Source organism: Methylosinus sp. C49, assembly GCF_009936375.1.
Taxonomy (GTDB): Bacteria; Pseudomonadota; Alphaproteobacteria; order Rhizobiales; family Beijerinckiaceae; genus Methylosinus.
The window spans coordinates 2,202,501-2,224,355 of sequence record NZ_AP022332.1; the positions used below are offsets into that span (position 1 = coordinate 2,202,501).

The 21,855-nt window shown below is 63.6% G+C and carries 15 protein-coding genes, 1 tRNA gene and 1 pseudogene; 7 read left to right on the forward strand and 10 right to left on the reverse strand.

The window, feature by feature from the left end; all coding sequences use genetic code 11:
- Positions 1-153: 153 nt before the first annotated feature.
- Both GYH34_RS10565 and GYH34_RS10570 read left to right on the forward strand, forming a co-directional pair.
- Positions 154-1,950, forward strand: coding sequence for a carbamoyltransferase C-terminal domain-containing protein (locus tag GYH34_RS10565; protein WP_161913535.1), 1,797 nt, complete (start codon positions 154-156; stop codon positions 1,948-1,950).
- A gap of 33 nt (positions 1,951-1,983) precedes the next feature.
- The gene (locus GYH34_RS10570; RefSeq protein WP_161913536.1) at positions 1,984-3,231 is read left to right on the forward strand and encodes a glycosyltransferase family 4 protein; all 1,248 of its coding nucleotides are present in this window, start codon (positions 1,984-1,986) and stop codon (positions 3,229-3,231) included.
- Between the two features lie 24 nt (positions 3,232-3,255).
- Here the strand turns inward: GYH34_RS10570 and GYH34_RS10575 are convergent, their stop codons facing one another.
- Together GYH34_RS10575 and GYH34_RS10580 are read right to left on the reverse strand one after the other, a co-directional pair.
- Complete coding sequence (locus GYH34_RS10575; protein ID WP_161913537.1) at positions 3,256-4,389, reverse strand: acyltransferase; 1,134 nt, start codon at positions 4,387-4,389, stop codon at positions 3,256-3,258.
- A 155-nt stretch (positions 4,390-4,544) separates the two neighbouring features.
- A complete protein-coding gene (locus tag GYH34_RS10580) occupies positions 4,545-5,720 on the reverse strand; it encodes a glycosyltransferase family 4 protein (RefSeq protein WP_174242395.1) in 1,176 nt (391 codons plus the stop codon).
- A 10-nt stretch (positions 5,721-5,730) separates the two neighbouring features.
- On the opposite strand from GYH34_RS10580, the gene GYH34_RS10585 reads away from it, so the two are divergent.
- A complete protein-coding gene (locus tag GYH34_RS10585; RefSeq protein WP_161913539.1) occupies positions 5,731-7,068 on the forward strand; it encodes a hypothetical protein in 1,338 nt (445 codons plus the stop codon).
- Here the strand turns inward: GYH34_RS10585 and GYH34_RS10590 are convergent.
- Genes GYH34_RS10590 through GYH34_RS10615 form a run of 6 tightly spaced genes read right to left on the reverse strand, consistent with a single transcriptional unit; the run spans position 7,058 to position 15,534 of the window.
- Positions 7,058-8,215 carry a glycosyltransferase gene (locus GYH34_RS10590; protein WP_161913540.1) on the reverse strand — a complete coding sequence of 386 codons (1,158 nt, stop codon included), beginning with the start codon at positions 8,213-8,215 and terminating at the stop codon, positions 7,058-7,060. The genes GYH34_RS10585 and GYH34_RS10590 overlap by 11 nt on opposite strands.
- Entirely contained in the window at positions 8,208-9,224 is a 1,017-nt protein-coding gene (locus GYH34_RS10595) for a polysaccharide deacetylase family protein (RefSeq protein WP_161913541.1), read from the reverse strand. Before GYH34_RS10595 ends, GYH34_RS10590 begins: the two co-directional genes overlap by 8 nt.
- Positions 9,221-10,798, reverse strand: a complete 1,578-nt coding sequence (locus GYH34_RS10600) for a lipid II flippase MurJ (protein WP_161913542.1) — start codon at positions 10,796-10,798, stop codon at positions 9,221-9,223. Before GYH34_RS10600 ends, GYH34_RS10595 begins: the two co-directional genes overlap by 4 nt.
- Positions 10,795-12,225 carry an O-antigen ligase family protein gene (locus GYH34_RS10605; RefSeq protein WP_161913543.1) on the reverse strand — a complete coding sequence of 477 codons (1,431 nt, stop codon included), beginning with the start codon at positions 12,223-12,225 and terminating at the stop codon, positions 10,795-10,797. The genes GYH34_RS10600 and GYH34_RS10605 overlap by 4 nt, the downstream gene beginning before the upstream one ends.
- 7 nt (positions 12,226-12,232) lie before the next feature.
- Complete coding sequence (locus GYH34_RS10610; protein WP_161913544.1) at positions 12,233-14,395, reverse strand: polysaccharide biosynthesis tyrosine autokinase; 2,163 nt, start codon at positions 14,393-14,395, stop codon at positions 12,233-12,235.
- Entirely contained in the window at positions 14,377-15,534 is a 1,158-nt protein-coding gene (locus GYH34_RS10615; protein WP_161913545.1) for a glycosyltransferase, read from the reverse strand. The genes GYH34_RS10610 and GYH34_RS10615 overlap by 19 nt, the downstream gene beginning before the upstream one ends.
- Positions 15,535-16,190: 656 nt before the next feature.
- Between GYH34_RS10615 and GYH34_RS10620 the strand changes: the two genes are divergently transcribed.
- A tRNA-Phe gene (locus GYH34_RS10620) sits at positions 16,191-16,266 on the forward strand.
- 200 nt (positions 16,267-16,466) lie between these two features.
- Complete coding sequence (locus GYH34_RS10625; RefSeq protein WP_161913546.1) at positions 16,467-17,654, forward strand: integrase arm-type DNA-binding domain-containing protein; 1,188 nt, start codon at positions 16,467-16,469, stop codon at positions 17,652-17,654.
- Positions 17,655-17,699: 45 nt separating this feature from the next.
- Here the strand turns inward: GYH34_RS10625 and GYH34_RS10630 are convergent, their stop codons facing one another.
- Both GYH34_RS10630 and traA read right to left on the reverse strand, forming a co-directional pair.
- Complete coding sequence (locus GYH34_RS10630; protein ID WP_161913547.1) at positions 17,700-17,915, reverse strand: AlpA family transcriptional regulator; 216 nt, start codon at positions 17,913-17,915, stop codon at positions 17,700-17,702.
- Positions 17,916-18,037: 122 nt separating this feature from the next.
- Positions 18,038-20,962, reverse strand: a pseudogene (traA, locus tag GYH34_RS10635) (Ti-type conjugative transfer relaxase TraA).
- Between the two features lie 172 nt (positions 20,963-21,134).
- Between traA and GYH34_RS10640 the strand changes: the two are divergent.
- Together GYH34_RS10640 and GYH34_RS10645 are read left to right on the forward strand one after the other, a co-directional pair.
- On the forward strand, positions 21,135-21,461 hold the full coding sequence (locus tag GYH34_RS10640) for a conjugal transfer protein TraD (RefSeq protein ID WP_174242396.1): 327 nt from the start codon (positions 21,135-21,137) through the stop codon (positions 21,459-21,461).
- A gap of 1 nt (position 21,462) precedes the next feature.
- Entirely contained in the window at positions 21,463-21,741 is a 279-nt protein-coding gene (locus GYH34_RS10645; RefSeq protein ID WP_161913549.1) for a conjugal transfer protein TraD, read from the forward strand.
- Positions 21,742-21,855 lie beyond the last annotated feature (114 nt).

Below are 21,855 nucleotides of genomic sequence, written 5' to 3' on the forward strand. Positions count from 1 at the left end.
TTTCGCCGATCTCGGCCGTTCGATCATCGAAATCTTTTTGATTGGCGACGAGGCTCGTCAGCGCTTCAGGCGGAAATCCACTCACGCTATTGTCGGAATTTCCGTGGCCGGCTCGACGATCGCAGTCGGCTGTGGGTCGAAAAGAGGAGAGCCGTGACCATTATTCTCGGGCTCAACGCCTATCATGGCGACGCTTCGGCCTGCCTCTTGCGCGACGGCTCCATTGTCGCAGCGGCGGAGGAGGAGCGCTTCCGCCGCGTCAAGCATTGGGCGGGGTTTCCCTCGGAGGCTATTCGCTATTGCCTCGAGGAAGGCGGCGTGACGCTCTCCGACGTGGCGCATATCGCGGTGAATTCCGATCCCAAGGCGAATCTCTTTCGTAAAATCGGCTATGCGCTGAAAACTCGTCCCGATCTGTCCCTCATTGCGGATCGGATCCGCAATCAGACGAAGCGGCGGTCGCTCGAAGGGGAATTGGCGATCGCTTTCCCGGGGGCGACCTTCGAGGGCGCGGTTCACCGCATCGAGCATCATATGGCTCATGCCGCCTCGGCGTTTCTGGTTTCTTCTTTCGAGCGCGCGGTCGTTCTATCGGTGGACGGGTTCGGCGATTTTTCGAGCGCCGCCTGGGGCATGGGCGAGCGAAACAGCGTGTCGATCGACGGTCGCGTCTACTTCCCCCATTCGCTCGGGATCTTCTATCAGGCGATCACGCAATATCTCGGCTTTCCGCACTATGGCGATGAATATAAGGTCATGGGGCTCGCGCCTTATGGCCGCCCGCGATTCATGAGCGAGATGCGACGCGTTCTTCACGCCGAGGGTAATGGCGCTTTCGCGCTCGATCTGAGCTATTTTCGCCATCACAAGGAAAAAATCGCTTATGAATGGTCCGGCGGCGCGCCACATGTCGGCGCGCTCTATAGTCCGGCGCTCGAGGAGCTGCTCGGACCAGCGCGGACGAATGACGAGCCGCTGCAGGAGCGCCATCGCGATATCGCGCGCTCAGCTCAGGCGATGTACGAAGAAGCATTCTTTCATTTGCTCAGAAAGCTTCATGAACGATACCGGCATTGCGATCTCGCGCTCGCCGGAGGATGCGCGCTGAACTCGGTCGCCAACGGCAAGATCAAGCGCAATTCGCCGTTCAGGCGGGTCTATATTCAATCTGCGGCGGGTGACGCTGGCGGAGCGATCGGCGCGGCGATGCAGGTCTGGAGCGAGCTCGGGGGCGGCTCGCATGGCGCATCGGCGGCGACGGCGCTGTCGGGGAACAGCATATCCAGCCGGAGCGTGATGGATCACGCCTATCTCGGTCCCAGCTATGACGACAAGTCGATCGAGGCTCTGCTCGTCGCGCGCCGGGCGGAGCTGACGGCTCAGAATTGCGTCGTCGAGCCTATCGAGGACGAGGCCGCCTTATGCGAGCGCGCAGCCGACGCTATCGCGCAGGGCGAGGTCGTCGGCTGGTTTCAGGGACGGATGGAGTGGGGGCCGCGGGCGCTCGGCAACCGTTCGATCATCTGTGATCCGCGTCGCGCCGATATGAAGGATATTCTGAATCTCAAAATCAAGCGTCGCGAGAGCTTTCGACCGTTCGCGCCTTCGATTCTGAGAGAGTGGGTCGCGCATTGGTTCGAGGAGGATGACGATGCGCCCTTCATGATGCAAGTGTTTCAGATAAGGGAAGAGAAGCGTTCGGCGATACCGGCGGTCGCCCATGTCGATGGATCGGGGCGCTTGCAGACGGTTCATCGCGAGACCAATCCGCGCTATTGGCGATTGATCGAGGCGTTTCGGGCGCGGACCGGCGTGCCCATGGTGCTCAACACCTCGTTCAACGAGAATGAGCCCGTGGTCTGCAGGCCGGAGGAGGCGCTCGACTGCTTCTCGAGAACCAAGATGGATGTGCTGGTGTTGGGGAACAGCTTCATTCGGCGTAATGGTTGAGCGCCGGCTTCGAGCGCCGCGCTCGGAGTCGCGATGCTGATTTTCGTGAACCGCTATTTCTACCCGGACCATTCGGCGACGAGCCAGATGTCGTCCGATCTCGCATTCGGATTGCGCGCGCGTGGGCATGATGTGCGCGTCATAGCCTCGCGTCTGCGATATGATGCGCCCGAGGATCCCTTGCCGGCTCATGAGACCGTCGGAGGGGTAGAGCTGTTTCGCGTGTGGACGTCGCGCTTCGGTCGCGGCAATCTCATCGGTCGGGCGATCGACTACGCGACCTTCTATTTATCCGCAGCTTGGCGTCTCCTGCGATTGGCGCGCGCCGGAGACATTGTCATCGCCGAGACCGACCCTCCCATGCTGTCCGTCATTGTCGCTCCAATTGCGTATTGGCGGGGCGCGCTGCTGGTGAATTGGCTGCAGGATCTGTTTCCAGAGGTCGCAGCGTCCGTAGGGCTGGGCCGGCGGCGGCTTCCGCCTTTCGTCTACGGCGGGCTTCACATGCTGCGCAACGCATCGCTGCGCTCGGCGGCGATGAATGTGGCGCTCGGCGAAAAAATGTCGGAGCGATTGTCTTCGCTCGGCCTCGCGTCGGATCGCATCGCCGTCATTCCGAATTGGGCCGATGCGGAGCTGATCCGGCCCGTTGCGCCAAAGGACAATCCGGCGCGGAAGGAATGGGGGCTCGATGGCGCTTTTGTCGTGGGCTATTCGGGCAACCTCGGGCGCGCGCATGATTATCGCGCTATGCTGGGCGCCATCGAGAGGCTGAACGAGGCGTCCTCGGAGACCCCGATAATTCGATGGCTGTTCATAGGGGGAGGCGCGCTTTACGACGCCCTCGCGCGGGAGTTGCGCGCAAAGGGGCTTCAGGATGTTCTATTCGCGCCCTACCAGCCGCGCGAGCGCCTTTCGGAGAGCTTGTCGACGGCGGATGTGCATCTCGTATGCTTACGACCCGATCTCGAGGGCGCGGTCGTGCCGAGTAAATTCTATGGCGTCGCCGCGGCAGGTCGCCCGACCATTTTCATCGGCGATTTCGATGGCGAAATCGCGCGGATCGTCAGACGAGACGATCTCGGCTGCGTAGCGCCGCAGGGCGACGGCGAGCAGCTGGCTGCGCAGATTTTGGCGCTCGCGCGGGACCCCGATCGTTGCAGAGACATTGGCGAGAGGGCGCGTCGGCTCTGCGTGGAAAAGCTCGATAAGCGCGTGGCTCTCGATCGTTGGGAGCGGTTGCTGGAGCGCCTCTCGTCGAGACGCTGCGGCGGCGCTTGACCTCGGCGCGCGCCTTTCGCGCGTTCAGCTCGCGACACGCGATTTCTGCGCGTGCGCTTTGCCGAAGACGGAAATCCGATCGATCGCGCGCCGCATCGGCGTCTCGAACAAATGAAATGAAAGCAGGCTCGTCGCGAAGATGAGCACATAGCAGAGGAGCGTCAGCGCGGCGATCGCGATTCCGCTTCCCCTCATGAGCTTGTCGCCGACGATGTTGATAAAGACCAGAATAAATAAATTGTGCCACATATAGATCGAATAGGTGAGCTGTCCGAATGGGGCGATCCGCCTCAGGCTCGGCGTGGCGGTCGCGTGGACGTCGCGCGCGACAGCGCCCGTCACGAGCAAGACGATCAGAGCCAAGATCAGCAAGGGTGATTGTCCCGCGAGCATCGCTGCCAGAATCGCCAGCAGGCCGCCCGCGAGAATGGGAAAAGGCGGCGTGATGGGCGCGAGGAGATGACGGAGCCGGAACAGCGCCACGCCGACGCCGAAGCCGAAAACGCCACGCAGAAGCGGATGAAAGCTCCCGGCGTCGATCCAATCATGAACGCTGAAAGCGAGGCCATATCGGCGAATTTCCCCGAATATGATCGCGATGCAGATCGTCGCGATGACGAGAACATCTCTCTGCCGGGCGCTTCGTGCGAGAATAAGGGTGATCGGAAAGGCGAGATACATCATCATTTCGACGCTGATCGACCAGTTGACACCGTTGAAATACAGGTGATTTCCGCATTCGATGACAGTATGCAGCAATAGGGCCGTATCCGCTATGCACAGCGGGCTGAAGGATGGCGTGTGCCGGCTCGGCAGCTGCAGCGCCGAAAAGCCAGCATAGAGGATCGCGGACACGACGAGGGTCAGCAGATGAAGCGGGAATAGTCTCGCGACGCGCTTCTTCAAAAAGCCGCCATAGGAGCCGAGATCGTGGATGCGCTCGAAATACACGTAGGATATGACATATCCAGATATGATGAAAAACATGTCGACGAATAGAGCCAGGCCATCCGAGCGCTCATTGGCGGCGGAAGAGAGCATGAACTCTTTGGAATGATGAAACACGATTCCGAGAGAGGCGAGAAAGCGAAGCGCGTCGAGGTGCAGCATCTCCCCCGATTTCGCCACGAGCGGCTTCAGCTTCAACCACTTCCGCATTACCGAGTTCCGCCTTTCCGCATCTTTGTTGTCTAGCTCGCGCTGAATGATTTACCAAGCGCAAATTCTGCGGGCTCGACTGTCTACCGAGTGCGTAATGCGGAATGTTTGTTGCTACTTCGCGTAGTTCAGCCGCACCGAGGTTTTCGACGAAGTCATCGCTTGGCTGCTGCCGGCTCTTCAGCTTCTAATTCCTTTAACAATTCTAGATATTTCGTCGCGACGCTGTCCCAGCCGAAGCTCTCTGCGGTGGTGCGGGCGCCGGCCCGCAACGTCGCGAAACCGGCCTCGTCCTCGAAGGCGGAGCGCAGTTTTTCTACAATATTTCGGGCGTTCCGCTCGATCGTTAAGCCGTTCACGCCGTCCTGCAGATAGTCTTCGATCCCGCCGACGCGGGTCGCGAAGACGGGGAGGCCGGCCGCCATCGCCTCCATGCTGACGAGCGAGAAAGTCTCATAGGCGGTCGGCAGCACGAAAGCGTCGGCCGCGGCATAAAAGGCGGCGACGTCACGCCGAGCGCCGCAAAAGACGACGCGGCTTTCGGCTTGCTCGGCGAGCTTTCTGTAGCGCGCTGGATTGTCGGAGCCGACCACCGCCAGCCAATAGCGCTCACCCAGAAGCGCGAGCGCTTCGATCAGCGGAGCGAGGCCCTTGCGCGCAAATTCATGTCCGACGAACAGCAGCAGCCGGGCGTCGCGCGGTATTCCGAACTCGCTGCGAATCTGCGCGCGCGCTTCCTCCGTGGCTTGGAAACGATCGAGATCGATGCCATTGTAGATGATGCGAATGCGCTCGGCGGGGACATTGTAATGCGATTGCAATTCTTCGCGGACGCGAGAGGAGACGGCGACGTATTTACGGTAGCGGAGCCCGCCGATCATCCATCGGTCACGCAGGGCGACCCAATAATGCATAGGATTGAGCAGCCAGCCCCAATTGCCGGCCTTGCGCTTCAGCGCGAGACTTTCTGCATTCACGGCGTGAACGACGAGAATGTCGCCGCGCAGGCAATCGCCATGGCTGATGATCCGCGCCGCCCGCGCGCGGCGCCGAAGGGCCAGCGTCGCGGCGAGCGTGAATATCGGCATGACGACGAGCCGGCCGATATGGCGCATGGCGCCGCGCGTCGGCACGCACGAGAGCCATGGCGTGATCTGCGCGATCTCGGACGGCGCGTCGCCATCGTCGGCGACGACCGCGGCCACGACGCTATTGCGCGCTCCGGCGCGCGTGAAGGCTTTCGCGAGCTCGAAGGCGACTGTCTCGACGCCGCCGTCTCTGCTGAATTCTTGCACGACCTGAATGATTTCGAGTGAATTGCGTGAGCTCATCGGCAAATCCATGACACAAATCTTCGTAAGAGCAGCCTGCTCGGCTCTTCTATTCGTCGCATCGGCCGCCTTTTGCGAGGAGAAGCCGCTTGAGGCCGATGCGCCTTTGCGGATGCGCATCGGCGGCGGCAATCTCGTGACGCATCTGCACGGAGCGCCTTCCGCGCAAATCTATGCGGCGCTGCGCGGAGTCGGCGCGCCGCTCGGACGCATGGATTCCTATGGCTGGCGCACGCTCGACCGCAAGCCGACGCCGAGCGATTTCGACGCCGCCATGCGCGAGGCCTATGAGCGCGGAATCACGCCGGTCATTCTGCTGGAATACGAAGGCTCTTATCAGTTTCTCGATCCGCCGCAGCCGATCGGCTCCTACCGAGACTGGTTCATCGCCGGCGTCGCTTATGCGCGGCGCTTCCAGCCCGGCGGCGATTGGGCGAAGGCCAATCATGTCGCGGGATGGGGCGCGACCATCTTCACGGCGATCAACGAGCCGGATGTGCAGGCGACCATTCCGCGCGAGGACTATCGGCGCGCGCTGGAGGGGCTGGCCGATGGTGTTCACAGCGTCAATAGGGATCTGAAGGTCGTGCCCGGGGGCTTCGCCACTTGCAACTCGCATGGCGACGCGACTTTGCGCGGCTATGGCCCGGCCATTGCGCCATTGCTCGAGGATGGTCGCCTCGATGGCGTCGATCTGCACACTTATTATAATTTCCGCTGGTTTCCTCTGACTCGCGGTCGCCAATTCTCGGCGCAGAGCTGCTTCGATCGCGTCAAAAAAGCGATGGGCCTCTCCCGCGATATTAATTTCTACGCGACCGAATATAATATCTCGAAATCGGAAGGCTGGGCGCGGCCGGAGACTGCCGCCAAGCTGTTCCTGACCGCCTTTTGGGACGAGATGGCGGTCGTCGGCGCCGACGGGCGCAGGCCTGCGACGGTTTTCGCCATGCCTTGGAATCTCGGCGACACTGGCGCGATAGAGGGTCCGAGCTACGCAATGGCGGCGGGCGCCGCTCCTTGGCGACCGGAGGCGCGCGCCATCGTGTTGCGCAATCTGATCGAGCTCGCCGGCTCGATGCATTTCATCTCCATCGATCGCGAGAAGGGGCTGCTGACGTTGGAAGGTCCGACGGGGCGATTGCTCGTCTGGCATGATCTCGAGGGCTGGACCGACGCGCCCGGCTCGGCATGGACCGCGCCCTTGCCGGAATGGGCCGTCACCGCGGAACTGTGGGGCTGGGACGGATTGCGTCGACGCGTCCCTGTGGCGGGATCGGAGCATCGCTTCGCCGGGCTGAAGCCGGACGAGACCCATATGGTTTTCCTGCCCCGGCCTAAGCCCTGATCGACGGCGCATCATGGGCCTCGAGCCAAGCGCGCCGCAGCGTGCGCGCGACCTCTTCATAGGTGAAGCGCGCGGCGACATTCTCCAGCGCAGCGCGTGATTTCGCGCGCAGATCGTATTTTCCGGCGGCGATGTCGTCGAGCAGGCGCGCGAGCGCCGCGCTGTCGCGCTCGGGCGCGACCCATCCGCCTTCGCCGATCACATCGGGGATCGCGCCGCCGGTGGAGCCGATCACCGGCACGCCGCAGCTCTGCGCCTCGATGATGACGCGGCCGAATTGCTCGCGGACGCGCGGCGTCGTGCGCGTGAACAAGATCAGCGCGTCGAGCCCGCGCATGAATTGCGCGACCTCATGCGGCGCCGCCCAATCGCGAAAGCTCACGCGGTCGCCGAGACCGAGCTGCGCGACGCGCGCGCGCAATTTGCCTTCATGCGGGCCGGCTCCGATCAGATCGAGGCTGACACTGGCCTCCGCGCGCGCGATCGCATCCAGCACATCATCGAGTCCCTTCTCCTCGACGAGACGGCCGACATAGCCGATGCGCAATCCCGCGCCCCGCGGCGTCGTGGCTCCGTCGGGACGAAAGCAGTCCTGATCCACGCCATAGCCGATCATCGTGACCGGCCCCTCATAGCCGCCGGCCCTCACCACGGCCTCGGCGTCCGGGCTGCGCGCGAGAATATGCGCGCATTTCTTCAGCACGAAGCGGCGAATAGTCTCGAAGGGCGGCGGCAGGGTTTTGAGAATGTTCTGATCGACCTCGAGCACGAGCGCCGCATCCTGCTTCGTCAGCGCGGCTTGCAGCGCCACCATGCTCCAAGGCTCTTCCCAAAGATGAAGCACATGCGGCCGCAGCTTGCGCAGCAGGCGCGGGAGGCGCGGATAGAAATGCAGATACCAGTTCAACGGCCCAGCGTTCGGAAACAGGATCGGCAGCACATGCAGCTGCATCGCGGGATCGGCTGCGGGCTCGCCGGTGAGCGAGCGGCCGAACTCACGCCAATTTTTCGGCACGACGAGATGCAGATCGAGATCGCTCTGCCGGAGCAGGGGCGTGTAGCGCTGCCGTCCGCCTTTCTGGCCGACGGCGGAATGCGCGACGGAAACGACGCGTAGAGGGGAGGGGGCGCTGCGAAGGTCAGACACGGCCGAGCATCCTCGCGACAATGCCGGACGCGCCGGTCAAATGCATCTCGGCCATCGCAAGACTTTTCGCGCCGCCATTGAGCGTGTTGCGCGGCAGGCTGAACATATTGCTCGGGCGCCGCATCACGCCTTTGCGCGTCGTCGCCGCAGAGGAAAAGCCCGCTCGCCGCGCGAGCGCGAAATCACGCTCGCCGGCGTCGGCCGCGCGGCCGAAGGGAAAGGCGAAATGTCGAATCTCGAGGCCGAGCCGCTCGCGCAGCCGCCGACGGCAGGCTTCCAATTCGGCGAGCGCCTCCGCTTCGACGAGCGCCGAGACGCGCGGATGATCGACCGTATGCGCGCCGATCTCGACGAGCGGATCGCGGGCCAGCAATTGCAGCATGTCCCATGAGAGGGCGTGCTTCTCGCGCAGCCGCTTCTCGTCGAATCCATTTTCCGCGCAAAAGGCCGAATAGAGCGCGCCTGCTCGCGGTCCTTCCCACGCTCTCTCTATCGTCGCATAGGCGGCGCGCTTCTCTTGCGCGGTTTCGACTTCCACTGTCCGCCCGTCGTGAGCAATCTGGTCTTGGCTCAGGATGATGTCCTCGAGGCCGGCGTGCCACATCGACATTGTTCCATCGGGAATGCCCGTGGTCACGAAGAGCGTCACCGGCGCTTCATGCGCGCGAAACAGCGGGACGATCTCCTCGAAACTGTCGCGGTAGCAATCATCGACGGAAAAATTCACGAAGCGGTCGCCGGGGCGATCGGCGGCGGCGCGCTCTATCGCCTCTTCCATCGTCACGATCGACCAGCGCTGCGCCTTCAGATAGGCGAGCAGGCGATCGAGATAGGCGAGATCGAGATAGAAATTGCGATTGGGCAGCCGCGCCCATAGCGCGCTCGGCGCGGCGCGATGAAAGGTGAGTAGACAGCCGCGCGCGCCTCTCGCCCTGTCGAGGAGCGCGCCGATGGGTCGCAGCGCGGCCTCCATCGGCAGAATGTCTGTCAAGCTCGACGCGAAACTCATGGCGCCTCTCCTGTTCTGAGCAATATTCGCAGCTTCGAAAGACTCGCATCGCGCAATTGCGGCAGCAGCAGGAATGATCCGGCCGCCGTGCAGACTGCGCAAGCAGCGACGCCGGCGATGAGCCGCGGCGCCAGGGCGCTCGCTTGCGTCTCGATCATCCATCCCACCGCCAGCATGGCGGCGCCGGGCGCGGCCGCCACGCATATCAGCGACATTAACCGCCCACGATTGGGCAAGGTCCATGTCGTCCCGGCCAGCAATGTGAGGCTGCGCGCGCTCTCGCCGAGGCCGATCAGCAGCATGCCGAGTCCGAGCGGCGGCGCCAGCCGAGCGCCGAGCGCATTGATGACGATATTGACGAGATAGGCGCCGACGACGATCAACGTCGCTCGCGCATTGCGGCCCTCGCTGTTGAGATGCCGCAGGAGAATCCATCCGAGCGTCGAGGCCCAAAGGCCGATAGAGACGCCGCGCAGCGTCGCGCTCGCGAGCAGCAGTCCTGTCTCCGAGAAGGCGCCGCGGAAAAACACCAGTCGCACGATATCGGAGGCGAAGACGAAGACGAAGGCGGACGCCGGGACGGTGAGCGCGAGGATGAGGCGGGCTATGGCTTCGATCTGATGATGGCTCTCGTCCTTCCGATAGCTCGACATATAAGCGAGCCCGATCGGCTGGCTGACGAGCAGCAGCGCCGTGTCCGAGAGCGTGCGCGAATAGTCGAGCGAGGCCACCGCGCCGGTGACGTTTCGCGAGGCCGCCAAGCGCTCGATCCAGACCTGCGTCTGTTCCGCGAAAGGAATCGCGAGCAGCGGGCGCAGGCGCCACAGAAACTCGCGTCCGGCGGCGAGGATCATTGCCGGATGCGCGCCGCTCGGGTCCAGCGTGCGCTCCCCATAGCGCGACCAGAGGCCGAACAGCGCCAAGGCGTTGAAGGAGAGCGTGAAGGGCCAGGCGAGCGCGCCGAACCAGCCGAGGAAGGCATAGAGAGCGAGGCCGATGATCATCGACAGATTCAAAAGGCCGGCGCGCAGATTGGAGAGCCGCGTCTTGCCGAGCGCGATCTCGCCCGCCGCCAGCGTGTTCACGAGCACGGAGGCCGGCATAGCGACGCTCATGATCTCGACATAGCTCAACGTCAGCGCCTTGGCCTCGGGCGTGAAGCCGCCGAGCATCAGATCGATCCACCAGGCGCCGAGCGCCTGCACGCAGAGCATCACCGCAATGGCGGCGAGCGTCAGCGCGCAGCAGAGCGAGGCGAGCAGGCGCGGGGCGCGCCCTTCCGACTGGGCGCGTTGCAGCATGGGGATCAGAATGGCCGGCGCGCTCTCATTCTGCAGAAAGCACAAGGGGAGCAAGATCACGGTGACGGCGCCTCTGTAACCGTCGGCGAGCAGCGACGCGCCCAGCACTTGCGCCATCAATATCTCGCGCGCGAAGCCGAGAATCTTGCTGGCGAGCGCGCCGAGCATCAGCAGCGCGGCCATTTTGCGCGGCGCGGCGCGCGTCGGCGCCGCGGGCGTGCTCGGAGGGCTCTGCGGCGGCGCCGAGCCGCGAAGGCGCTCTTTCCAGCTCATCGGCGCCGCCCGATGTCGGGGCCGTGACGCAGTCCGCGGGCCGGGACGGAGGAGAGAGCGAGCGCCATGAAGGTCCAGAAGAGAAAGCCCGCTTCGCCCGAGCCTATGCCGGCGAGCGGCAATTGGACGAGGAAGAAGGCGCCGAATGCGCCGAGCATGACGCTTGCCGCGTGGCCGTCGCTCAGCGCGCCGACGATCGCCGAGACGGCGACCCATATCAGCGCGAAGAGGCAGATGAGGCCGAAGACGATTCCCATCGACTGCCAGCAGGCGATGATCATTCCATCGACCGGCTGCGAGCCGGCGACGCCCGTGTCGACCGTGGTGAAACCGGCGCCGATCAGCGAGCTGTCGGAAAGATTCCACAATGCGAAATATTGATCGAGGCGCTCGCGCGCGCTGCCGTCGCGGCTGCCTTCCGAGAAGGTCGCCAATCGCGCGCTGATCGACTCGCCGAAGGGCGTCGCGATCAAAGCGATGATGGTCGCTGCGCATAGGCCGAACATCATGACGAATGAGCGTCCGCGCGTGGCGCGGAACGCGGCGCAGAACAGCATGGCCACGACGAGCGATATCCAGGCTGTGCGATAGAGCGAAAGAAACAGCGCGAGCGCCGCGGGCGCGGTGGCGATCTGCGACAGCCAATCGCTCTTGCGAAACCATACGAGCAGCAGCCCGACGGCGGTGAAGGTCGCAAAGCCCGCGGGGGCGTTCATCGTGCTGAAGACGCGCACGCCATAGGGGACGGGCTGGCCGATAGAGGTGATCGGCGCATTCCGCATCCAATAGCGATCCCAGATGGCTGGATCGACATATTGCACGACGCCATAGACGCCGATGATCGGCAAAGCGATCGCGAAGACATTGGTGACGGCGGCGAGAATTTCGTCCCTGTCGGCGGTTTCCGCGAGCAGCATGGCGTAGAGCAGGGGAGCGAACCATTTGACGGCGTCGCGCGCGGCGCTCATCCATTCACCTTTGAACAAAGTGAGGATCATCGCATAGACGACGCAGGCGATGACCATGAGCAAAGGCTCCATGCGCCGCATTCGGCCTGTCGAGCCCATGAAGCCGAGAAGGTGATGAAGAGGCGCCATGAGGCAGGCCAGCGGCCCCACCAGCATCAAGCTGCTCGTATCATAGCCGAGGCGAACGTCGACCAGCCGCCTCACAAAGGGCGTGAAGAGAAACAGGAGCAGCGCGGCGCCGACATGAGCCGAGGGTCCGCGCCGCCAGGTCCACCATCCGACGGCTGCGCAGGCGACCACGTAGAGCGCGCGGGCGGGCGCGCCGAGGAAAGGCCCGATAGCGCCGGCGATCAGCAATGTCGCCAGCGCTGCGGCGCATCCGCTCGATTGATCGCGCGCGCTCGGCGCCGCCTCGCGGCGAAGGCCGTTGTCTGTTCTGGCGCCAGCGAAGCTCGTCATCTCCGCCTCATCGCCTCGAGAACAGCGGCTCGTCGCGCTCCGCCAAATTGACGACGACGCCGAGCAGCCGCCCGCCGGATGCTGTGAGCGCCTCGCTCGCTGCGAGCGCTTCCTCCGCAGAGCTTCCTCCAGCGCGCGCGCAGAGCAGGATCGAATCCGCCTGACGAACCAGAAGGCGCGCGTCCAATGCATCCGCTGGCGGGCAGTCGAGCAGGACGAGATCATAGTCGCGCGTCGCTTTCAGCACGGTCTCGATACGCTTGCCGATCTGCGGCGGCGCCGCTTCGCCGGAGGCGCCGAGCGGCAAGGCGTCGAGCAGTCGCGAGGCGGTTCCCGTCACGCAGTCCCGCAGAGAGGCCGTTCCGTCCAGCGCCTCGAGCAGACCCGGCCCATGCTCGAGGCCGAGCGCGGAGTCGAAGCAAGGATTGGCGCGGTCGCATTCTACGACCAGCACGCGATGCCCCATCGTCGCCACGAATTGCGCCAGGGCCAGAGTGAGGAACGTCTTGCCGTCGCCGTGCGCGGGAGAGGTCACGGCGATGATCCTCGAACCTTTCGCCTCGCCGATGCGCGCGCTCGAATAGATCTCGAACAGCTGGCGTTGCGTAGTCTCGTCGCTCTCCGCGAGCTTGGCGAGAGCCATCAAAGGCAGGGCGCGATCTCGACGCTCGCGCCGGCCGAAGAGCTTGCCATGCGCGCCGCGCAAATGCGGCAGCTCGACGCAGAGCGCGTCGCCGGCGAGAGCGGTGAGCTCGGCCGAGCCACGCAGGCTCTTGTCGAAGCGGTCGCGCAAAATCGCCGCTGTGGCTCCGAGCAGCGTCGCCAGCGTCAATCCAGCAGCGAGGAATGGCAGCTTCTTCGGGAAGTACGGTTGATTGGGCAGTTCGGCCATGCCGACGAGGCGCGTGCTTCCGTTCAGCACGCGCCGATCGGCGTCGAGCTCGCTGGCGCGCTTGTAGAGCTCGGAATATTGGCGCCTCTTCATATCGACGCCATGCACCAGCGTCTCTATGGAGCCCTGGTCGATCATTGCGTCGCCGACCTCTATCTTGGCGCCTTCCACCTTGGCTTTCAGCGAGGCGACGAGCGAGTTGGCGGCTTCGTAATTGCGTTTCACCGCGGCGGCGACGCCGGCGACCTCGGCGGCGAGCCGTCGCTGGGCGATGTCGCGCTCCTGCTCCAGCTCGCGCAGGGCGGGATGGCGATCGCCGAGCGTCGTCCGGGTGGAAGCGAGCCGGATCTCGATCATAGTGAGCTGCTGCTTGAGATCGGAAACGCTGCGGCTCGCCAGCACCGCAGGCGAGTCGGCCAAGCCTTTTCCTTTGTTCGCGGAGATCTCCCTCAGCCGCGCCGACGCCTCCGCGCGCGTGGCCTCGGCGGTGGAAAGCTGCTGCGTGAGGCTGGTCAGGCGTTCGGAGTCGATCAGCGCATTGGTTCCGCGCGCGAGGCCCTTCTTGCGCTTGTATTCTTGAATCTTGCCGTCATCATCGCGCAATTCGGTCTCGAGCCGATGAACCTCGGCCCATAGCCAATCCGCGGCGTGTTGGCGCCCGGACGAAAGATTTGCGCGCTGATCCTCGAGGAAGGCGGCGATCAGCGCATTGGCCATCTTCTGCGCGATTTCCGGCCGAGTGGATTGGTATGAAATGCTGATGACGCGCGATCGTCCGACATTGCCGATGGAGTAGCGCGGGCGGACGAATTCGACGAGCGCGTCGGCGTCCTCGCGGAGCTTGTCGCAGCCGGAGCGGCGGCCGAGCGTCTCCAGCAATGCGCCGATCCCTTTGCTCGCAGCGCAATCTTGCAGCGCCAATTCGAATACGCCGGGCGCGGCGATCGCCGCCTTCAGCACGCGCGACGAGCCGATGATGAGAAGCTGACTCTCCATATCGGCGGGATCGCCGGCCTTCTGCGCCCAAACGGCGGAAGAATTATTGTCGCCGGGCTCCTGCTCGGCGACGATCACCGATCCCGTCGCCATATATTGGACCGGCAGCACGAGGAGCGCTGCGACGACGGCGCCGAGAATGGCGATGAAAATGACCGAAAATATCGCCTTGCGTCGCCACAGCGCGGCGAGCAGGCCATGTCCCGGCGGGGCGGCGGCGGCGCTCGTCGCGCGCCGCGTCTCCATGTCGGAGACAGTTGCGCCTAGATTGTCATAGGCCATGCGGGGGTCCAATTCGTTTCTTTGCCGCGCTCGCGATCCGCGATCGTTCGATCTACGAGATCTTTGAATTCGCGCCGAAAGCGCTCCGCTGAAAAATTCTGCGCTTGCCTTCGGCAAGCGGTGCGGGAAAAGCGATCCTCTTCTGCGACGAATTTGCGAATGCAAGCGGCGATGTCCGCCGGCGTCGCATTCGCGAAGAACATTCCCGAACGCGGCTCACTCGCCGACACCGACTCTCGCGCGCCGCCGCGGTCGAGCGCCAGCACGGGCGTTCCTTCCGACATGGCCTCGACCACGACGATGCCGAAATCCTCCTCGGCGGCGAAAACGAAGGCGCGGGCGGAGGCCATCAGATAGCGAAGCCGCTCATCGCTGACGAAGCCTTCGAAGGAGACATTCTCCGTCGCCATCCTGCGCAGGCGCGCAGCTTCGGGGCCGTCTCCCGCGACGATCAACTGAAGATCTTCCAGATCGGCGAAAGCCCTCACGATCGCTTCGACATTCTTATACGGCACGAGCCGGCTGGCGGTGAGAAAATAGGGGCGATGTAAGACTTCCCGGCCTCCGCCGAGCGTGACCGGCGGATAGATCACCTTTGCTTTGCGTCCGTAGGATTTCTCTATCCGCCGTGCGACGAATTGCGAATTGGCGACCATAACGTCCGGTCCATTCGCGGTTCGCGCATCCCAAATGCGCAGATAGTGAAGCAATATGCGCGCGACCGCTCCCTTCATGCCTTTCTCGAAGCCATTGTCGCGCAAATATTGATGCTGCATGTCCCAAGCGTATCGCATCGGCGAATGCACATAGGAAATGTGAATCTGATCTGGTCCCGTCAGCACGCCCTTCGCAGTGGCGAAGCTGCTGGAGATGACGAGGTCGTAGGCGGAGAGATCGAACTGCTCGATCGCCAATGGCATCAATGGCAGATAGAAGCGATGATGCGTGCCGACGAAAGGCGCGTTCTGCAGAAAGCTGGTCGTCTCGCGGGCGATGCCGATGACGGCGCGATCTGCGGGCGGTAGAACGTCGAAGAGCGAAAAGACATGCGCTTGCGGATAGCATTGCAAAATTTCGCCGAGGACGCGCTCGGCGCCGCCCAAGACATAGAGCCAGTCGTGCACTACTGCGACGCGCATCAGGAAAAGATTCCCTCATAGTTGGAAGGCGTTCGTCTATGCGATTGCAATAGGCTTACGATATGAAATAAAAGCGCTGTCATATAGGCCGATATGCCCCAATATGTTGAATGGTATTCTTCTATCTGTAGCATTATTATTATGTATCATACCCTATCGTAAAGTAGCTTATGTTTCGAATAGTTAATATGAGAGCGCTCGACGCTTCGTCGAGAGATTCTTTCGTCGACTCTGCGCACACTTGCTCGATCTTGAAAGAACGATAGATCTTCGATCGCGTAATCGGTTCTCTGCACCGCGGTAGCACCTTTGAACTAGCAGAATGATACAGCTGTCGCCGGCGCTGTGGCGAGACAACGTCTCGGATCGAGACAAATAATCACGCTACGTTGCTGTTCAGCAAAAGCAGTGCCGTCATCGATGGGACAATGCCGTCGTGTCGACGCGCGCGCCAGAATGGCGCGCGCCTCTCGATGTCATGAGGGGCGAAAAGGGGCCGGCGCCGTTCCTCTCACGGTCTCGCCTGCGCGCTGCGGCCTGGCCACGGTGGTGGCGCGCGCCTTTTTGCGCGAGCTTGTGAGAAATACGCTTTTGGGGTCTAGACAAGGCCGGCGGCGCTTTCTATAAGCCCGCTCTCGGCGTCGCGAGGCGCCTAGGCCCAGGTAGCTCAGTTGGTAGAGCATGCGACTGAAAATCGCAGTGTCGGTGGTTCGATTCCGCCCCTGGGCACCATCCCCCTAATCTCCCGGCATCTCAGGACGTCTCAGTCGGCGCCGTATTGCATTGATATGATTGTTGTTTGTTAGATTTTGACGCCTTCCGCCGTCTCAATCGGCATCTTCGGATATCACCCGATCTCATGAATTTGTTGGCCTTGATGTTGGCCTCGCCCTGGTATCTGCTGGCCCGAGGCCAACAGCCGGGAGGCGTCAATGCCCCTGACAGATACAGCGTGCCGCGCCGCCAAGGGCCGGGAGTCGGAATACAAGCTCTCCGATGGCGGCGGGCTCTACCTTCTTGTGAAGCCGAGCGGCGCGCGGCTCTGGAACCAGGCATACCGGTTCAGCGGTAAGCAGAAGAAGCTCTCCCACGGCGCCTATCCCTCCGTTCCCCTCGTCGAGGCGCGGCGGCTGCGCGACGAAGCGAAGAAGCTGTTGGCCTCGGGAGTCGATCCTGGGGCCAACAAGAAGGCTGCGAAACTGACCGCCGTCATCTCGGCGACGAACACCTTCGGGGGCGTTGCCGAGGAATATCTGCAACGCATCGAGGATGAAGGCGCCGCCGCGTCCACCATCACGAAGAACCGATGGCTGCTTGTCGATCTCGCCGGCCCAGACCTCGGCGCCCGACCAATCGCGGATATCACCCCGGCGGAAATCCTCGCGTTGCTGCAACAGATCGAACGCAGTGGGCGCCGGGAGACGGCGCGGCGGCTGCGAAGCGTGATCGGCACCGTCTTCCGACTCGCTGTCTCCACGCTGCGGGCCGAGGACGATCCGACTCTCCTGCTGCGTGGTGCCCTGATGGCGCCGAAGGTGCAGCATCGGGCCGCAATCACCGACGAGAAGCATCTCGGCGCGCTTCTGGTGGCCATAGACGCCTATGACGGCTGGCCAACGCTCCGGTGCGCTCTTCAGTTCACCGCGCTGACGTTCGCCCGCCCCGGCGAGGTCCGCGGCGCCACATGGGCAGAAATCGACGTGGAGGAGGCAATCTGGCGCATCGACGGAGACCGCACAAAGGTTCGCCGGCCGCATGACGTGCCGCTCTCCCGACAAGCGCTCGATGTGCTGCGCGAGGTGAAAGAGGTCGCCCGGAGCACGCTCGTGTTCCCCTCTATCCGCTCCAATGCCCGCCCCCTGTCGGAGAACGCCATGAACGCCGCGCTGCGGCGCATGGGCTTTACGCAGGATGAGATGACCGCGCACGGCTTTCGGGCTGCGGCAAGCTCGATATTGAACGAGCGGGGTTTCCCGCCCGACGTGATCGAGGCCGCGCTCGGGCATCAAGATCAGAACGAAATTCGGCGCGCCTACAACCGAGCGAGCTATTGGCAAGAGCGGATCGAACTGATGCAGGCGTGGTCAGACTGCATTGATAAATTCAAACGAACGCCGTGACGAAAGATCTCGCCGATCGTGCACTATTGTATGAGCGCGCTGGCCTCACCGACCGTCATCGACCTCTTCCACCGGCCGCCATGCAAGGGGATCGGCGACCCAGCGGTCGATTTCGGATTCATGCCAGCCCGCGCCGTTGGCGCTGATCTTGATCTGTGCGGGGAAGGTGCCCTCGGCGATCTTGCGGTAAATGGTGGACCGCGACAGGCCGGTCCGGGCGAGGACGGTTCTCAGGCGGATGATACGGTCTGGTTGGCGCACGGCTGCCTCGACTGGCTTTGTCTGACTGCTCCCGAGCCAGACAGGACAAGGATTTATCGCTGTGCAAGAGGGTTTTGCGCGGCGTCGCAGCGTGGCGCGCCGGCGGCGGAAAATAGGCGGGGTCAAAGTCCGATGTTCCGGCCTCTGCCAAGGTCGATGCCGTGGCTGAAGGCGAGCTCCAATCCGAGTCGGCGGCCCGATTCGATCCCAATGCCGAGGTCTCGCTCGCGGCCGGCAAGGATCGACTCGAGTTGCGGATCGCGTTCGAGGCTCTGCGCCATGTCACCCATCGCCGATCGCGTGGCCTTGTAGCCGGACATGTCCGCTGCCTGATATTGGCGCTGGCTGGTCTGGCCGAGCTCCCGCTAGCGTTCCACGAAGCGATCGGCGCGGCGCTGCGGATCGGTGCGCAGTTCGGTTTCGAGTTGTAGGGCGCGGATGGCGCGGGCGATGCGCCCCGTGGCCGCTTCCGAGGCGAGTTCCGGGTGCTTCTTATAGGCGGCTTCGGCATCGTGCGAGCCATAGGGCCGCACCTCCTCGAAGACCTTGCGTGCCTCCTGCAATTCCTTCACCTGCTCCGGGTTGGCCTTGCCGCCTCTCTCCTGTATCTCGAAGATCGCATCCACGGCGCGAGCATGGCGGATCAACGCCTTGGTGCGGGCGCGGCGCAGCGCCATTTCCGGGTCTTCCGCCACCCTCCTTTCCGGCCCCTGTCCGCCGGCGGCGGGCAGGCGCAGGCCGTCGAACATTCCGCGCAGCTTCTCGGGCGCCTGCTTGACGATCTCGACGACCCGCTCCATGCGCTCGCGGAAAGTGATCCCGCGCCGTTCGGCATAATCGCGCGCCGGCTCGAGCCGCTCGTAATCTGACGCCATATCCTTGGCCCGGTCGCGCGACAGGGCGCCGAGAAGCCGATCCTGGCTGGTAAAGTCGTCATGGCCATAATGCAACTCCATGCGGTCGCGGTGGCGCGACAACGCGACATAGGCGTCGTGGGCGTCCAGGCCCGGCGTCGCCAGAACATGGGCGCGGTCCACGGTCATGCCCTGCGCCTTGTGGATGGTTGCGGCATAGCCGTGGTCGATGCGGTCGTAATCCTTCAGGTCAAAACGAACGGAACGGCCATCATCGGTGCGCACGCTCATGCTCTGCGTGCTGACCTGTTCGATGACGCCGAGCGTGCCGTTCTGGATGCCGAGGCCGCGCTCGTTCTGAAGGAACATGACGCGATCTCCGCGCGCGAAGCTTCGCTCACCGCGTTCGACCACCAGGCGCACCTCGTCGCCGAGGTTTCCGGCGTCCCGCATCCTGCCGCGCGCCGCCTCATTCAAAGCGCGCACCTCGGCATTGGTGTGGGTGAGGATGATACGGCTGCGGCCCGGCGACGCCTGACGGTCGCGATCACAGTGGTCGATCAGATCGTCGCGCGCCTGTTCCCGTGTCGCAGCGGCACGGATCATGCCGTGTTTGTCATAGGCACGGAGCGCATCGGCGGTTCGGCCGGTCGCCAGATCGCGCGTTGCGTCGCGCTGCCAATCCTCCCGCTGGCGGCGCACCTCGCCGATCTCCGCCCCACCGTGACGTTGGTGGATAGACCGGAACGCCGCGCCGGCTTCGATGGATTGCAACTGTTGCGGATCGCCGACCAGCACCACCTTGGCGCCGGCCTCGGCGGCATGGGACAGCACGCGCTCCAACTGGCGCGTGCCGACCATGCCGGCCTCGTCGATCACCAGAATATCACGCGCGGTGAGCACATCGCGGCCCTGTCCCCAACCGTGTTCCAGGCTGGCGATGGTGCGCGACGAGATGCCCGATCCGCTTTCGAGATTCTCGGCGGCGATGCCTGACAGCGCCACGCCACGAACCTCGTAGCCCGCTGCTTCCCACGTTTCGCGCGCCACGCCCAGCATCGCGCTCTTCCCCGTTCCGGCATAGCCAACGACGACGCCGAGATCGCGCCGGTCCGTGACGTGCGCCAGCGCGTCGGCCTGCTCTCCCGAAAGGACGAGACCGCGTGCTTCCGCGCGCGCCAGCGCCGCTTCACGGTCCCTGTCACCGATCTCGTGGCGCTCCTTCGCAGCCATGAGGTCGGCAGCGCGGTGCAGGCGCTGCTCGGTCTCGATCATCTGGCGTGTGGTGAAGCGATCCTCGCCTCGTCCATCCTTGCCCAATTGGACGAGATCGGGCGCCTCCCGCATCGCGCCCATCACCCCATTGAACTGGTCGCTCCCGTCGCTGTGCCGGTGGGCGAACATCGCCATGTCGCGCCGTGTGAAGGTCGATTGCTGATGCGTGATGGCGTCGAGCGCCATGGCGGGATCGGCGATGATGCGCTCGCCATTGCCGCGCGCGATCTCGCGGTGCATGTCCGCGCGGTCGGCAACCTCGAGGCCTTCGCCTGCGATGCGATGTGCGGGCGCGCCGATCTGGCTTTGCGGCTCCAGCGCGATGCCCTGCGCTTCCAGGCTGCGATGGTCGATGCGCGCGTCGACGTCGAGTTCGGCCAGTCGCTCGTTGGCAAGCTCTGCCCAACGCTCCCGCCAGCGTTCGAGCATCTCGGTGCGGTTCCACTCCCGCACCTTCGGACCGAAGCCATTCTCGTCCACCGAGCGCATGGTCAGCATGACATGCGCGTGGGGCTTCAGCATTCCGTCCTCGGCCATATCCCAATGCACATTGAGGTCGGCGATCATGCCCCGGTCTATGAATTCGGACCGCACGAAGTCGCGGGCGAGTTCGATGCCCTGGCGCTCCGTCATCTCGCGAGGAAGGGCGAATTCGACTTCGCGGGCAAGCTGCGCATCCTTCCTGATTTCGAGCGCCTCGACATCGTTCCAAAGTTGTTCGCGGTCCTTCCACGCCTCCGGCGCATTCTCCGGCAGCATCACCTCGGAATGGACCACGCCGCGCTTGGCCGAGAAATCATGACTGCGTCCGAGCCGGTCGTCGCGCAACCGCGAGGCCGAGCGGTAGGCGGCGGACGCCACCGCGCTGGAGCCGCATTTGCGGCCAATGACCTTGATGTGAAGATGATAGATCGCCATCGCGATCCGAACATCATCACAGCGAAGCGCACGTCGGAACGACGTATAAGCGCGCCCTCCCTCGAAAAATTCTCGGGAGGGACCACGCCGTCCCCAACTGTCCCGGCAACCTTACATCATTTCGGTAGCCGCTCGACTATCATCTCTCCATCAACAGCATGTGGAGGGCACGATGCGTAAGCCGCGGGACTTCGACGCAGAATTGAAGTCGCTCGAACACAAGGCGCGAGACCTCAGAAACCGCAAGGTACAACAGCTTGGCGAGCTGGTCATTTCGACTGGAACCGACTCGCTCAGCGCCGACGAATTGGCGGGCGCACTGATCGTGCTGGCCGAAACCAAGGATGCCGGAAAGAGGGAGGCATGGGCGAAACGCGGGGCCGCGTACTTTCAGGGCCGGTCGCGACGAACTGCGTCAGGGCCTGGCCGCGACACTGGAGGCGCTTCGGCGCAACAGAGTGGCGCGCAACAGTCATCAGGCGGCGCAGGCGCGGCATGATATGCAAACATGGCAGATCGAGCGCCGCAAGCGCACGCGACATCTGATCGAACTCGGCGGCCTCGTCGTCAAGGCCGGCGTCGTCGACTTGACTGGCGACGATCGCGCTACCATTTTCGGCGCGCTCCTCTGGATGGCCAATAAACTCCAGAGCGAGGACGGTGATCATGCACGAGCGCTGTGGGCCGCGAAGGGGAAACGGGCGTTCGAGGATGAACGGAAAGAACGTGGGGAAGATATCCATACCACGTCAGAGGAAATGCCGCACGATGAGGCGTGAACGATGGCGGGCGGCGCGGAGACATCAATGTCGCAGCGAGGCACACCATCGCTTTTCTTACCGCAAACTTCCGGTCGTTCAGCAATCACGTAGCTGCGTAGGTTTCACGCCGCC

Excerpts from the sequence above, each read along its gene's own strand:
- GYH34_RS10570 (WP_161913536.1), top strand. The coding sequence starts at position 1,984 with ATGCTGATTTTCGTGAACCGCTATTTCTACCCGGACCATTCGGCGACG.
- GYH34_RS10575 (WP_161913537.1), bottom strand. The coding sequence starts at position 4,389 with ATGCGGAAGTGGTTGAAGCTGAAGCCGCTCGTGGCGAAATCGGGGGAG.
- GYH34_RS10580 (WP_174242395.1), bottom strand. The coding sequence starts at position 5,720 with ATGAGCTCACGCAATTCACTCGAAATCATTCAGGTCGTGCAAGAATTC.
- GYH34_RS10585 (WP_161913539.1), top strand. The coding sequence starts at position 5,731 with ATGACACAAATCTTCGTAAGAGCAGCCTGCTCGGCTCTTCTATTCGTC.
- GYH34_RS10595 (WP_161913541.1), bottom strand. The coding sequence starts at position 9,224 with ATGAGTTTCGCGTCGAGCTTGACAGACATTCTGCCGATGGAGGCCGCG.
- GYH34_RS10600 (WP_161913542.1), bottom strand. The coding sequence starts at position 10,798 with ATGAGCTGGAAAGAGCGCCTTCGCGGCTCGGCGCCGCCGCAGAGCCCT.
- GYH34_RS10605 (WP_161913543.1), bottom strand. The coding sequence starts at position 12,225 with ATGACGAGCTTCGCTGGCGCCAGAACAGACAACGGCCTTCGCCGCGAG.
- GYH34_RS10610 (WP_161913544.1), bottom strand. The coding sequence starts at position 14,395 with ATGGCCTATGACAATCTAGGCGCAACTGTCTCCGACATGGAGACGCGG.
- GYH34_RS10615 (WP_161913545.1), bottom strand. The coding sequence starts at position 15,534 with ATGCGCGTCGCAGTAGTGCACGACTGGCTCTATGTCTTGGGCGGCGCC.
- GYH34_RS10625 (WP_161913546.1), top strand. The coding sequence starts at position 16,467 with ATGCCCCTGACAGATACAGCGTGCCGCGCCGCCAAGGGCCGGGAGTCG.
- GYH34_RS10640 (WP_174242396.1), top strand. The coding sequence starts at position 21,135 with ATGCGTAAGCCGCGGGACTTCGACGCAGAATTGAAGTCGCTCGAACAC.
- GYH34_RS10645 (WP_161913549.1), top strand. The coding sequence starts at position 21,463 with ATGCAAACATGGCAGATCGAGCGCCGCAAGCGCACGCGACATCTGATC.